This is a genomic window from Mesorhizobium sp. M5C.F.Ca.IN.020.29.1.1, from assembly GCF_003997375.1.
Classification (GTDB): Bacteria; Pseudomonadota; Alphaproteobacteria; order Rhizobiales; family Rhizobiaceae; genus Mesorhizobium; species Mesorhizobium wenxiniae.
In genome coordinates, this window is the sequence record NZ_RZSW01000125.1 from 1 (window position 1) to 13,032 (window position 13,032).

A 13,032-nucleotide genomic window follows, 5' to 3' on the forward strand; every position below is an offset into this window, starting at 1 on the left:
GCCGCGTCCATGGCGCAAAGGCCAACACATATACGTCAGGCGTCATCTGCGCCAAGGTCGCCCGCTATGCCGATCGCGTCCATCACCCCGACCGCTTGTTGAAGCCACTGATCCGCGCCGGCGCCAAAGGCGAGGGCGTCTGGAAGGAAGCGAGCTGGGAGGCCGCACTCGACCTCGTCGCCGAAAAATTCATTGCGGCCGAGGCAAAATGCGGCTCGGAGACGGTCTGGCCCTATTACTATGCCGGCACGATGGGGCTGGTGCAGCGCGACGGCATCGAGCGGCTGCGCCACGCGAAAAAGTACTCCGGCTTCTTCGGTTCTATCTGCACCAACCTGGCTTGGACCGGCTGGATGATGGGCGCCGGGGCGTTGCGCGGTCCCGACCCGCGCGAGATGGCCAAGTCCGACTGCGTGGTGATCTGGGGCACCAATGCCGTGGTCACCCAGGTCAACGTCATGACCCACGCGATCAAGGCGCGCAAGGAACGCGGCGCCAAAATCGTCGTCATCGACGTCTACGAGAATGCGACGATGAAGCAGGCCGATCTCGGCCTGGTGCTGAAGCCCGGCACCGACGGCGCGCTGGCCTGCGCGGTGATGCATGTGCTGTTCCGTGACGGCATGGCCGACCGCGCCTATTTGGAAAAATACACCGACGACCCGCACGGTCTGGAAGCGCATCTTCGGACGAGGACGCCGCAATGGGCGGCTGACATTACCGGGCTTTCCCTCGACGAGATCGAGGCCTTTGCCCGTCTCGTCGGAACGACGAAGAAAACCTATTTCCGCCTCGGCTACGGCTTCTCGCGCCAGCGCAACGGCTCGGTCAACATGCATGCCGCAGCCTCGATCGCCGCGGTCACCGGCTGCTGGCAATATGAGGGCGGCGGCGCCTTCCATTCCAATTCGGGTATCTTCAAGCTGAACCAGGAACTGCTGGAAGGCACGCGGATGCGCGACCCCGCGATCCGCCATCTCGACCATTCGCGCATCGGCCCGGTGCTGACCGGGGCGGCGGATGCGCTTTATGGCGGCCCGCCGGTGACGGCGCTGCTGATCCAGAACACCAATCCGGTCAATGTCGCGCCGGAGCAGCGGCTGGTGAAGCAGGGCTTTCTGCGCGACGACCTGTTTTCCTGCGTGCACGAGCAGTTCATGACCGACACCGCAAAACTCGCCGATGTCGTGCTGCCGGCGACGATGTTCCTCGAGCATGACGATGTCTACAAGGGCGGCGGCAACCAGCACATCACGCTCGGTCCGAAGCTGATCGACCCGCCGGAAGGGCCGCGCACCAACCATTTCGTCATCGAGGAACTCGGCAAGCGGCTCGGTGTTGGCGACAGGCCTGGCTTTGGCATGACCGAGCAGCAGCATATCGACATCATTTTGGGCAAGCGCGGGCTCGGCAGTTTTTCGAGCCTCAGGGAAGAAAAGTGGCTCGATTTGCAGCCGGATTTCGAGGCGGCGCATTTTATTGACGGCTTCGGCCACGCGGACGGAAAATTCCGCTTCCGCGCCGACTGGACCGGGCAGGCGGCGCCCAACCGGCCGCCGAAAAGCATGGGCCTGTTCGGGCCGGTGGCAAGCCTGCCGGACTTCCCCGACCACGTCGACCTGATCGAGGTGGCGGATGCGGCGCATCCGTTCCGGCTGACCACCTCGCCGGCGCGCAATTTCCTCAACTCGACTTTTTCGGAGACGCCGGTGTCTAAGGCCAAGGAGGGCCGGCCGGAACTGCTTTTGCATCCGGACGATGCGGCAGCCTATGGGCTGGCCAATGGCGACCGCGTCGAGATCGGCAATGCGCGGGGCGAAGTCGTGCTGCACGCAAGATTGTTCGAGGGCATCAGGCGCGGCGTCGTAATCGCCGAAGGTATCTGGCCGAACAGCGCCCACGAGCGCGGCGAGGGCATCAACGTCCTGACCGGCGCCGACGCGCCGGCGCCCTATGGCGGTGCTGCGTTCCACGACAATAAGGTCTGGCTGCGCGCGGCGAAGTGAAGCGTCGGAACGATATATCCATCCGGCCGTTTTTGCGTGGGCGGGTGGAGGTATGGTGATGGCAGAAGCGTTGGCGGCGCCGGACCCCATCGGAAGGACACTTTCGTCCGGTGAACTCGTAACCACGATGTCGCACTTTCATCGCGCCGAGATTCTGCGCATGACGGGGTGGCGCGACCGCCTGGACCGGACGAGCAATTGGGCCATAACGGTTGTCGCGGCGATGTTGTCCGTCTCGCTTTCGACGGCCACCGCGCATCACGGCGTGCTGCTTTTTGCCATGCTGCTTGTCTTGTTGCTGCTGTGGATAGAAGCGCGGCGGTATCGCTTCTTCGACGTTTACCGGGCCCGCGTGCGCCAGTTCGAACGGCACTATTTCGCGCAGATTTTCTCGCCGCAGCCGGACTTCGCGTCCGATTGGCTGTTGGTCGTCGGAGAAAGCCTGCGCGCTCCAAAATTCCTCATTTCGCAACGAGCGGCGTTGGCGCGCCGTCTTCGTCGAAACTACATCCACATGCTGCTGATCCTGCTGATGGCCTGGATCCTGAAACTGTCGACTCCCGGTCTTCTAACCGAAGGTGTCCGCATCGGCTTCGTCGGTTCGGTGCGCGAGGCCGTCACCAGCGCCGCCCTGGGGCCTATTCCTGGAGTGGTCATCGCCGTGCTGGTCGCCGCACTCTATGCCTGCCTGCTGGTCATCGCGTTCCTGGCTGCTCGCGACGATGGCGAACTCTCCTTTGGTGACGTGCACGTCTAGAGCAGCAACGCAAAGCCGGTAGATCTGCGAATTACATTGGTACATCAGCAGAAATCGAACCGATCGGTTCGTTTCTGTTGACGCGTCGTGCAGGACGGTATGAACGCCGGCTCAGCAAATACCGTGCACCCGCGGCAGGAAAATTCGCCTAACACACTGAAAAGCATGTCGAAGATTGTGGCGAAGGAAGCCTTTTGGCGGATTTCAAGCACCCGATTCACGGCATGGCCGGAACATCTTTGTGATTGGAAACCGCCCCAATGCCAACCCACCTCGGGGTAGTCCGAGCGACGCGAAATCCTCCAAGGCACGCCACGAGACGGACACAACACTGAAAAATATGAATACTGGAGTACCTGAAATGACCAAGATTGCTCTTACCGCTGCCGCCATCCTCATTGCCACAGGCAGCGCCTTTGCCGGCAGCGACCACTATGGTTCGGACGGCGTCAACCAGCCGGCAGCGCCTGCTGGCAATGCGCAGGTTGGAAATGTCGACAACACGTTCACGGGTTCGATCGGCAAGCTGCTCCCGACCGAGCACAACGGTGTCAACACCAATGCGACGCGCGAGTCCGGCACGGCCCAGTCCGTCGTGCCTCAATCAGGCCGGGGCAACTGGGGCCGCTAAGCCCTCAAGCTCCGGAACGCAAAGTGTGGCGGGCCCTGGCCCGCCGTTTTGCTTTTGCCTATCAAGAAGTCTCAGCCTGAGCACCCGCCCCGTTTTTGCACGCGCATAGGAGGCTGCAGCACTTGATTTTGCGCATGATCCTTTCCGAACCGAAGGTCAGCGCAGCAAAAAAATCAATTCCGATTTTCGGGCCCTTGCGCTAGCGCAGATCCTTCGGCCAAACGCAGTGCGTCAGCCGGGCATCGCCGAGGGCCAGCCGTGCCCAGTCACCGTCGAAAACGAAGCGGGCCATGGCTGCGGTCGGGAATTTTTCTTCAAGCTTTTTGAGTGCCGCGGCATCCGATCCGGCGCCGGCCAGCCGGCGTGCGAATTCCTCCAGGCCGGGATTATGACCGAGCACCAAGAGGCTGCTCGTTGCCGCATTTGCCTGCCGCACCTTGGCGAGAACGTCTGCCGCGCTGGCCTCGTAGAGCGCCTGAACAAATTTGGCCGGCGTTTTCGCCGGCAGTTCCGCCGAGACCAGCCGCCATGTGTCGCGGCTGCGCAGCGCCGGCGACACCAGCGCCAGGTCCGGCAGCCAGCCATGCCTGGCCAGTTCGCGCCCGGCCAGCGGGGCGGCCTTCACCCCGCGCCCGGAAAGCGGCCGGTCGAAGTCGATAAGGTCAGGATCGTCCCAGCTCGATTTGGCATGACGCAGAAGAAGGAGTTGCTTCGTTGTCGCCATGCCAGCCTTCTCCTGCTCAGGGCGTGATGCGCGCCAGATGCTCGAGGTCGGTCTCCTCGCGCAGCGGATCGGGCGCCATGACCACGGAGGAGCTGTTGTCGGCATCGTCGGCGAAGTGGGCAAGCACGGTACGGCCGCCCTCCATCCGCGCCTTGCCTTCGGCGACCAGCCCGAGCGCCAGCGGATAAAGCCGGTGCTCGGCCTTCAGCACGCGCGCGGCGAGCATGTCCTCATTGTCGCCGACCATCACCGGCACGGCGGCCTGGGCGATGATCGGGCCGTCATCCATGTCCAGGGTGACGAAATGCACCGTGCACCCATGGATGCGGATGCCCGCGCGGATGGCTCGCGCATGCGTATCCAGCCCCTTGAAGGCCGGCAACAGGGCAGGGTGGATGTTGATCATCCGTCCCAGCCACTTCTCGACGAAGCGCGCGCCGAGGATGCGCATGTAACCGGCCAGCGCCACGATCTCGGCGCCGAACGAGACAAGTGCGGCGTCGATCGCCCCGTCATGCGCTTCCTTGCTGGTATAGTCGGCTCGCGAAATCACCTTGGTGGCGATGCCGCGCGCCGCGGCGATACCGAGACCGGCGGCATTGGCCCGGTCGGAAATGACGCCGACGATCTCGGCCGGATAGTCCAGGTTGCTGGCCGCGGCGATCAGCGCCGTCATGTTGGAGCCGCGTCCCGAAATCAGCACCACGGTGCGTTTGCGCGCGCTCATAGGCCGATCGAGCCCCGATAGATCACGCCGGCGTCGCGGCGCGGCACGATGCGGCCGATCGGCGTCACGCTCTCACCGGCCTCCTGCAGGACGGCCGCGACCTGTGCCGCCTGGCCGGAGGCGACGGCGAGGATCATGCCGACACCGCAGTTGAAAGTGCGCATCATCTCTGCGGGCGCCACGCCGCCGGTCTTCGCCAGCCACGAGAATACCGCCGGCACCTCGATGGCATCGAGATCGAGCTCAGCGGAAAAATCTTTCGGCAGGACGCGCGGGATGTTTTCAGGAAAGCCGCCCCCGGTGATGTGGGCCAGCGCCTTGATGCCATGCGTGTTACGGATCGCCTTGAGGATCGACTTGACATAGATGCGGGTCGGCTCGAGCAGCGCCTCGGCCAGCGTGGCTTCATCGTTGAAGGGCGCTGGATCGGTCCACGCAAGGCCGCTGGTGGCGACGATGCGGCGGACCAGCGAAAAGCCATTTGAATGCACGCCCGACGAGGCCAGCCCCAACAGCACATCACCCTCGACGAGGTCGTCGGTCGGCAGCAATTGGCCGCGTTCGGCCGCGCCCACGGCAAAGCCGGCGAGGTCGTAGTCGTTGCCGTGATACATGCCGGGCATTTCCGCCGTCTCGCCGCCGATCAGCGCGCACCCGGCCTGCCGGCAGCCCTCGGCGATGCCGCCGACGATCGAAGCACCCTGGTCTGGATCGAGCTTGCCGGTGGCGAAATAGTCGAGGAAGAACAATGGCTCGGCGCCCTGCACGACGATATCGTTGACGCACATGGCGACGAGGTCGATGCCGATCGTGTCGTGCTTGCCCGCATCGATGGCGATCTTCAGCTTGGTGCCGACGCCGTCATTGGCGGCGACCAGCACCGGGTCGGTGAAGCCGGCGGCCTTGAGGTCGAACAGGCCGCCAAAGCCGCCGATCTCGCCATCGGCGCCCGGCCGGCGCGTCGCGCGCACCAGCGGCTTGATCTTCTCGACCATGAGATTGCCGGCATCGATGTCGACACCCGCCTCGGCATAGGTGAGCCCGTTCTTGCGCTTGCTCATTTTCCGGCGCCTGCTCATCGCTGTTTCGTTTGCTGAGGGCTCTTCGCATGAACGGTTTTGCCCCGCAAGGCAAGCGGGCGATGGCGGTGTTCAATTAGACCGGCCGAACCGGGCTCCATACGCTCCAGCAGTAGAAAGAAATGCCCGCCAGCGCAGCGGCGAGGGCGCCGACGGTCGCTAAAGACCTGACCTCGTCGCTCGGGAGGACTCCGTAGGAGAAACCGGCGGCGATCAAACTTGCCGCCACACTCCAGACACCTGGGTTTACGGCGACTGACCGCCCGAAAACGAACGCCACGGCGGCAGCCACTAACCAGAGAGGCCAAGACGCCAGAAGGCCGACGACCAAGGCAAGAACGAAAGTGGTCAAAAGGTCATGCATCGCCGAGTCGCGGTGTGGAGTTGTGAAAGATGAGAAGGCTAAGACGCTTTCTGTCACTCCGGCCAAATAGCAAAGTGTGACACGCAGGGCGATTGTAATTCTCTGTGCCATCGTCATTCGCTAGCTTCGTTTTTTCGGTTTGGGGTGGAGCAGGTGAGCGAGGAGAGAGCGTCGCCACTTGCCGTAGCCTCTCATCTCCATCATGTATCATCAAAACAGAAGCGACGGGATATGCGTTTGACCATCCCCAACATGATCACGATCATGCGTTTCGTGCTGGTGCCGGGCGTGGTGCTGGCCATGCTGCAGGCGCGCTGGGACTGGGCTTTCGCCGGCTTCCTGATCGCCGGCATTTCCGACGGCGTCGACGGCTTCATCGCCCGCCACTTCAACCAGTTTTCGCAGCTTGGCGCCTATCTCGATCCGATGGCCGACAAATTGCTGCTGGTCTCGGTGTTCGTGGTGCTGGGCTTCATTGGTGAATTGCCACTGTGGCTGGTCATCACCATGGTGTCGCGCGATGCGCTGATCGTCTGCGCCGTCGTTTTGTCCACCGTCATGGCCCACCCGGTCGAGATGAAGCCGCTCTTCGTGTCGAAAGCCAACACCGCCATCCAGATCGGGCTGGCGGCGGTGGTGCTGGGCGAGCTGGCCCTCGCCATCGACCTCGACCCGCTCAGGCCGGTGCTCATATTGCTGTCCGGGGTCTTGACCGTGGCTTCGGCCGCGGCCTATCTCGTGGCTTGGCTGAGACATATGAGCGGCTATGGCGAAGGCTCCAAACCGGGCACCTGACCAGGACATCGACGCGGCAGCCGAGGCTGCCGCTGCCGATGCTGCCGCGTCTGGCGTGTTTCGCCGCCAAATCCGCTTCTGGCTGATCAGCGCCGTCATCCTCGCGATCTTCCTCTATGTCTTCAGCGGCATCCTGCTGCCGTTCGTCGCCGGCATGGTGCTCGCCTACTTCCTCGACCCGGTCGCAGACCGGCTGCAGCGGCTCGGCCTGTCCAGGCTGATGGCGACGATTGTCATCCTGTTTGCCTTCATCGTCGTTCTGGTTCTGGCCTTCGTCATCCTGATTCCGGTGCTGGCTTCGCAGATGGCCGATTTCGCCAGCAAGCTGCCGGAATACCTGACCCGCCTGCAGACCCTGATCACCAGCTTCGATCCGAGATGGCTGGAAGAGAAATTCGGCGTCGACGCCAATGGCCTGCGCGAAGGGTTGAATTCGCTGCTGACCTCCGGCTTCGGCCTCCTGACCACGGTGTTCACCTCGATCTGGAGCTCCGGCGTGGCGCTGGTATCGGTGGTCAGCCTGTTCGTCGTCACGCCCGTCGTCGCCTTCTACATGCTGCTCGACTGGGACCGCATGGTGGCGATTGTCGACAGCTGGGTGCCGCGCGACTATGTCCAGACCGTCAGGGCAATCGCCAACGACATCAATACCGCCACCGCCGGCTTTGTGCGCGGCCAGGGCACGCTGTGCCTGGTACTGGGCGCCATGTACGCCACCGGGCTGACCTTGACCGGCCTGAATTTCGGCATCCTCATCGGCCTGTTCGCCGGGCTGATCTCTTTTATTCCCTATGTCGGCTCGCTGACCGGGCTGGTGCTGGCCGTCGGCGTCGCCTTCGTCCAGTTCTGGCCGGACTGGACCATGGTCGCGGCGGTGGCCGGCGTGTTCTTCGTCGGCCAGTTTATCGAGGGCAACATCCTGCAGCCGAGGCTGGTCGGCAAAAGCGTCGGCCTGCATCCGGTGTGGCTGATGTTTTCGCTGTTTGCCTTCGGCGCGCTGTTCGGCTTCGTCGGCTTGCTGATCGCCGTGCCGGCCTCGGCCGCCGTTGCCGTTCTGGTGCGCTTTGCCATTTCCCGCTATCTCGATTCGCCGCTCTACAAGGGCCACAATACCGAACCTGTCCCGCCGCTGCCGGCGCGTCGCCGCGGGAGCGGTGGGCCGCGCAGTTGAGCCAGATGCCGGACCACAACAAGATCGACCCGCCGCGCCAGTTGCCACTCGATCTCGGCCACGGCACCGGCTACTCGCGCGATGAGCTCGTCGTCTCCGGCACCAACAGCCAGGCGGTGGCGCTGGTCGATCGCTGGCCGGACTGGCGGTCGCCGGTGGTCGTGCTCGCCGGTCCGGCGGGCTCTGGAAAAACCCACCTGGCCTCGATCTGGCGCGCCCGCGCCGGCGCAGTGAAGATCGACGCCGGACGGATCGGCGACTGCATAGCGAGCCTCGGCGCGCGGCCGGCCCTGATCGACGATGTCGATGCCGGTCCGGTCGATGAAGAGGGGCTGTTCCATCTGATCAACGCGGTGCGCGGGGCCGGCTCGACCTTGCTCTTGACCGCGCGGCGCTTTCCGTCCGCCTGGGGCGTCAGACTTCCGGACCTCGCTTCGCGGCTGAAGGCGGCGGCGACGGTCGAGATCCAAGAGCCCGACGATCACTTGCTGGCCGGCGTCATCACCAAACTGTTCGCCGACCGCCAGGTCGAGGTCGAGCCACATGTCGTGCAATATCTGGTGCGCCGAATCGAACGCTCGCTGGCAACCGCGATGCGGGTGGTCGAGCGGCTGGATCGCACGGCACTGGAGCGCAAGACGCCGATCACTAGGGCGCTGGCCGCCGAAACCGTCAGCGCCATGGATGAGGGGCAGGGCGAGTTCGAGATCTGATACGACAGGCTCAGGCGGTGTCCCATTTCGGGAAATCAGTGCTGGCATCCATTTTGCAAGGTCAGCCTTGCCGGCTAACCCCGGTCCTGATGCGTATCAAATCAGGTTGTAGGCTCGCCGGGAGATGAGGCGGTTGGGGTTCTCTTCCCGGCGAGCTTGCCTTCAAAGAGGGGTCGCCAGTCGCGCGTATACGGCACTGGCAACGTGACTGCTTCGCCTATGAGGTGGCCAAGGAACATGCCTGCCGCCTGCTTTATGTTGGCGACGATTTTTCAAGGACCGATATCGAAAGCGCTCTACACCGCAACCGCCACCGCTCAGCTTTCGCCGGGCAGGGCCGCTCGTTACACGCCAAAACGCCTGCGGTAATCGCCCGGCACCAGGCCGGTTATCCTGGCGAACACTTTGCGGAAGGAGCCGGGATCGTCATAGCCGACATCCCAGGCGATCTGGTCGATGGATCGGGTCGTCGTTTCCAGCATCTCACGCGCCTTGCCGACGCGCAGGTGCTGGCAATACTCGGTCGGCTTGAGGCCGGTGGCGTTGCGAAAGCGGCGCAAAAAAGTCCGCTCCTCCAAGGCCGCATGCTCCGCCATGGTGGCAAGCGTCACATCGCGCGCGCCTCTCGCCTGGAGCCAATGCTGCACCTTGAGGATGGCCTCGTCGCCATGGTTCAGCCTGGGAGCAAACGGGCTGTAGAAGCGTTGCTCGCGTCCCGGCGGGTCCACCAGCATGAAACGGGCCGTCTCTATCATGACGGTCGGCCCAAGCACCCGGTCGACGAGTTTCAGGCCGAGATCGGTCCAGGCCATATAGCCGCCGGCGGTGATGATGTCGCAATCGTCGATGACCAGCTTGTCGGCATCGAGTAGGATGTCGGGAAAGCGTATCGCCAGCGCGTCGCGATAGGCCCAATGCGTGGTCGCAACACGACCCGACAGCAGGCCGGTCTCGGCCAGCACGAAGGCGCCGGCGCAGACCGAGCCGAGCGTCGCGCCGGCCGCATGGCGGGCCCTGAGCCAGTCGGCATAGGGTGCGGCCGCCTCGCTTGGAATCGGATCACCCAGCGTCGGAGGCAAGATGACCATGGCAGGTCCATAGCCAGGGCGGGGCTCGCTGTCGAAGGTGGGGATGACCGTTTGACTCGCCTCTTGCCACTGCCAATGTGTGACGCGAAGCCTCAGCGCATCCGGCGACCGTTCGGAAGCCAGCCGGTTGGCCAGCTGAAACAGATCGGTGAGGCCCAGTACTGCCGCTTCCTGAACGCCGGGATACACCACAAGCCCGATTTCGACCGGATCACGCGCCGCCCCCATCTGTCAGTTTTGCCTTGTTCAATGTCTGTTTTGCCAATCCTCACCATGACTCCGTTGCGATAGCTTTGTCCACAGAAGGAACCAACCTTCCCCCAACCAATTCAGCCACCTTCACCAAGGAGTAAGAGGATGAGCACATTCACCACCAAGGACGGCACCGAGATTTTCTACAAGGATTGGGGCACAGGCCAGCCAATCGTGTTCCATCACGGCTGGCCGCTCAGCGCCGATGACTGGGACAACCAGATGCTGTTCTTCCTCGACAAGGGCTATCGCGTGATCGCGCATGACCGTCGTGGGCACGGCCGCTCGACACAGACGGCGACCGGCAACGAGATGGACACCTATGCCGCCGATGTCGCGGCTCTGGTCGCTCACCTTGATCTCAAGAACGCCGTCCATATCGGCCACTCGACCGGCGGCGGCGAGGTGGCGCGTTACGTTGCCCGCTACGGTGGCGAAGGACGCGTCGCCAAGGCGGTGCTGATCGGCGCGGTGCCGCCGATCATGCTCAAGACCGACAGCAACCCCGGCGGCCTGCCGATCGAGGTCTTCGACGGCTTCCGTGCCGCTTTGGTCGCCAACCGCGCCCAGTTCTACAGGGATGTGCCGGCTGGCCCGTTCTACGGCTTCAATCGCGAGGGCGCCAAGGTCTCGCAAGGGGCTGTCGATAATTGGTGGCGCCAGGGCATGATGGGCGGAGCCAAGGCCCATTACGACTGCATCGAGGCTTTTTCCGAGACCGACTTTACGGAGGACCTGAGGAAGATCGACGTGCCTGTCCTGATCATGCACGGCGATGACGATCAGATCGTGCCGATTGCCGACTCCGCTCTGCTTGCAGCCGAGCTCGTCAAACACGGCACGCTCAAGGTCTACAAGGGCCTTCCGCACGGCATGTGCACCACCCACCCGGAGATCATCAATCCGGATCTCCTGGCGTTCATCCAAATCTGACGCTTCGCAGCTTCAGGCGGGCACGCGCGGAAATACGGGCTGCCCGTCGGTCGCTGGGTGCTTCGTCGGCCGCAGATGCTGTCCGGCGCAGCTGCGCCGGCAGCACGGCTGCTGTTCGTCGCGGTGAATGAATGGTCGGAGTGGAGAGATTCGAACTCCCGACCCTCTGGTCCCAAACCAGATGCGCTACCAGGCTGCGCTACACTCCGAGTCCTTGCGGGCTATAGGGTTCCGGGCTTTGGAAGGCAACCCCCGAAACGACAAAAACGGACCGAACGCCATAGAGTGGCAGGGAGTTGCACGAAAAGTCCCCAAAGTCGCACGGCTGTTCATCGCGCTCCTCATGGATAGAAAAATGAAGTAGCCGCGCCTTGTCGCCCTCCGGCGCTAGCGAGGCTCGCGTTCAACTAGCTCGGCGGCGCGTCAACCGGCGGCGGTGCTTGGAACATCAATCGCTTCGCCAGCAAGGAAGCTGCTTGAATTGAGCGATCCTCAGCCCGTCACCAACGATACCACCTCCAGGATTCTGCGAATCTTGTGCTCATCGAAATCCGCGCGACCGACGATCTGGAAAAGGCTTAGCTAGCCAATTGCAACGCCCCTCGGGCGGCCAATAGCTTGTGCTTTTCGAAGATCGCTAGCTTCTGCGGATAAGTGATCCGCACCTTGGCGTTGCACCCGTCACATCTGAAGTGCGCGATCGTCCTTAGCGCAGAGCCCTTCCTTACCGCCGGATGCGAGCAATCCGGACATTCGAATGTGAGCGCAACATCAGACAAGTCTTCGGCTAAGCCCATTTCCATCCCCCTTCGCAAAGCGCTGTGGCTACACTCTGGCGAGTCTCACTAGCAAGTCAGATGTAGCAATTCAGATGCCAATCCCATTGTGCCAAAGCGAGACGAGAACGATTTGCATCGGCATTCGCCAAGCGCCTTGGGCGCCGGCACAACGTGCTCGTCAACGGCTCCCGCTGCTGATTACCGCGGCCCGAGTCCTTGCGGGCTATAGATTCCGGGCTTGGCTGCGCGACCCCTAAGAGACGAAACGGAACAAACGGCAGGGTCTTTTGCCGTGAACCGTCGCGCGGTCACCGTCGGTGGCCCGCCGTGTCGAAAGGTACGGCAGGCATCGGCCTTGCCGCCGGCGGCATTGCGCAGTAATGAGGGGAATACAGCGGCGGTGCCGCTTGCCCGCAGCAACGAGGTGTCCATGTCCGCGCGCATTTTCAGCCCAGCCAGAACCGCGATGCAGTCCGGCAAGGCCAAGACCGGCCACTGGGTGCTGGAATTCGATCCCGAGATGCGCAAGAAAATCGATCCGCTGATGGGCTACACCACTTCGGGTGATATGCGGAGCCAGATCAGGCTCACCTTCGACACCCGGGAAGAGGCGGTGGCCTATGCCGAGAAAGAGGGGCTGGCCTTCCGTGTCGAGGAGCCTAAAGAATCCAAGCGCCGCCAGATTTCCTATGCGGAGAATTTCCGCTATGACCGCAGGACGCCCTGGACGCATTGACCGGCAATGCCGGGCAGCCGTCCCAGCGCGTGATTCAGCCGGCCCTTGGCGTCGGCCCAGCGGTCCCGTAGCTCAGCTGGATAGAGCACCGGCCTTCTAAGCCGATGGTCACAGGTTCGAATCCTGTCGGGATCGCCAGCATTTTCAGGGTCCATTCTGGACACATAGGTCACGGTTTATACCGGAGACATGGGTAACACTTTTGGCCCGAAAGGGTTTTGGAGTGGTTCGAGCCTGCATGTCTCATCGTCGAAATATCCCAGATCATAGTCCACGA

At 63.0% G+C, this 13,032-nt stretch carries 12 protein-coding genes, 2 tRNA genes and 1 pseudogene; 10 read left to right on the forward strand and 5 right to left on the reverse strand.

Annotation, left to right across the window (positions count from 1 at the left end):
* From EOA85_RS12840 to EOA85_RS12850, 3 genes are all read left to right on the forward strand, one after another.
* The coding region (locus tag EOA85_RS12840) for a molybdopterin oxidoreductase family protein (RefSeq protein ID WP_164759626.1) at nt 1–2,006 on the forward strand (2,006 nt) is incomplete at its 5' end.
* A 127-nt stretch (nt 2,007–2,133) separates the two neighbouring features.
* Nucleotides 2,134–2,763 carry a DUF2270 domain-containing protein gene (locus tag EOA85_RS12845; protein WP_245485729.1) on the forward strand — a complete coding sequence of 210 codons (630 nt, stop codon included), beginning with the start codon at nt 2,134–2,136 and terminating at the stop codon, nt 2,761–2,763.
* A 361-nt stretch (nt 2,764–3,124) separates the two neighbouring features.
* On the forward strand, nt 3,125–3,394 hold the full coding sequence (locus EOA85_RS12850; protein WP_127209671.1) for a DUF680 domain-containing protein: 270 nt from the start codon (nt 3,125–3,127) through the stop codon (nt 3,392–3,394).
* 199 nt (nt 3,395–3,593) lie between these two features.
* Here the strand turns inward: EOA85_RS12850 and EOA85_RS12855 are convergent, their stop codons facing one another.
* Genes EOA85_RS12855 through purM form a run of 3 tightly spaced genes read right to left on the reverse strand, consistent with a single transcriptional unit; the run spans nt 3,594 to nt 5,906 of the window.
* Nucleotides 3,594–4,118, reverse strand: a complete 525-nt coding sequence (locus tag EOA85_RS12855; protein ID WP_065008971.1) for a histidine phosphatase family protein — start codon at nt 4,116–4,118, stop codon at nt 3,594–3,596.
* A 16-nt stretch (nt 4,119–4,134) separates the two neighbouring features.
* Nucleotides 4,135–4,845, reverse strand: coding sequence for a phosphoribosylglycinamide formyltransferase (gene purN / locus EOA85_RS12860; protein WP_065008972.1), 711 nt, complete (start codon nt 4,843–4,845; stop codon nt 4,135–4,137).
* On the reverse strand, nt 4,842–5,906 hold the full coding sequence (gene purM, locus EOA85_RS12865; protein ID WP_245477593.1) for a phosphoribosylformylglycinamidine cyclo-ligase: 1,065 nt from the start codon (nt 5,904–5,906) through the stop codon (nt 4,842–4,844). Before purM ends, purN begins: the two co-directional genes overlap by 4 nt.
* A 619-nt stretch (nt 5,907–6,525) precedes the next feature.
* Between purM and EOA85_RS12870 the strand changes: the two genes are divergently transcribed.
* The 4 genes and pseudogenes from EOA85_RS12870 to EOA85_RS38925 form a co-directional block, all read left to right on the forward strand.
* The gene (locus EOA85_RS12870) at nt 6,526–7,083 is read left to right on the forward strand and encodes a CDP-alcohol phosphatidyltransferase family protein (protein ID WP_065009012.1); all 558 of its coding nucleotides are present in this window, start codon (nt 6,526–6,528) and stop codon (nt 7,081–7,083) included.
* On the forward strand, nt 7,055–8,254 hold the full coding sequence (locus EOA85_RS12875; protein WP_127209673.1) for an AI-2E family transporter: 1,200 nt from the start codon (nt 7,055–7,057) through the stop codon (nt 8,252–8,254). Before EOA85_RS12870 ends, EOA85_RS12875 begins: the two co-directional genes overlap by 29 nt.
* Nucleotides 8,255–8,259: 5 nt before the next feature.
* Nucleotides 8,260–8,967 carry a DnaA regulatory inactivator HdaA gene (gene hdaA, locus EOA85_RS12880; protein WP_127209674.1) on the forward strand — a complete coding sequence of 236 codons (708 nt, stop codon included), beginning with the start codon at nt 8,260–8,262 and terminating at the stop codon, nt 8,965–8,967.
* A gap of 206 nt (nt 8,968–9,173) precedes the next feature.
* Nucleotides 9,174–9,266 (forward strand): annotated as a pseudogene (locus tag EOA85_RS38925) (type II toxin-antitoxin system VapC family toxin); the annotation flags it as partial.
* A 45-nt stretch (nt 9,267–9,311) separates the two neighbouring features.
* Here EOA85_RS38925 and EOA85_RS12885 read toward each other — a convergent pair.
* A complete protein-coding gene (locus EOA85_RS12885) occupies nt 9,312–10,283 on the reverse strand; it encodes a GlxA family transcriptional regulator (RefSeq protein ID WP_127209675.1) in 972 nt (323 codons plus the stop codon).
* Between the two features lie 129 nt (nt 10,284–10,412).
* On the opposite strand from EOA85_RS12885, the gene EOA85_RS12890 reads away from it, so the two are divergent.
* Entirely contained in the window at nt 10,413–11,240 is an 828-nt protein-coding gene (locus tag EOA85_RS12890; RefSeq protein WP_127209676.1) for an alpha/beta hydrolase, read from the forward strand.
* A gap of 132 nt (nt 11,241–11,372) precedes the next feature.
* Here the strand turns inward: EOA85_RS12890 and EOA85_RS12895 are convergent.
* A tRNA-Pro gene (locus EOA85_RS12895) sits at nt 11,373–11,449 on the reverse strand.
* A 1,000-nt stretch (nt 11,450–12,449) separates the two neighbouring features.
* Between EOA85_RS12895 and EOA85_RS12905 the strand changes: the two genes are divergently transcribed.
* Both EOA85_RS12905 and EOA85_RS12910 read left to right on the forward strand, forming a co-directional pair.
* Nucleotides 12,450–12,755, forward strand: coding sequence for an ETC complex I subunit (locus EOA85_RS12905; protein ID WP_029354278.1), 306 nt, complete (start codon nt 12,450–12,452; stop codon nt 12,753–12,755).
* Nucleotides 12,756–12,816: 61 nt separating this feature from the next.
* Nucleotides 12,817–12,893, forward strand: a tRNA-Arg gene (locus EOA85_RS12910).
* Nucleotides 12,894–13,032 lie beyond the last annotated feature (139 nt).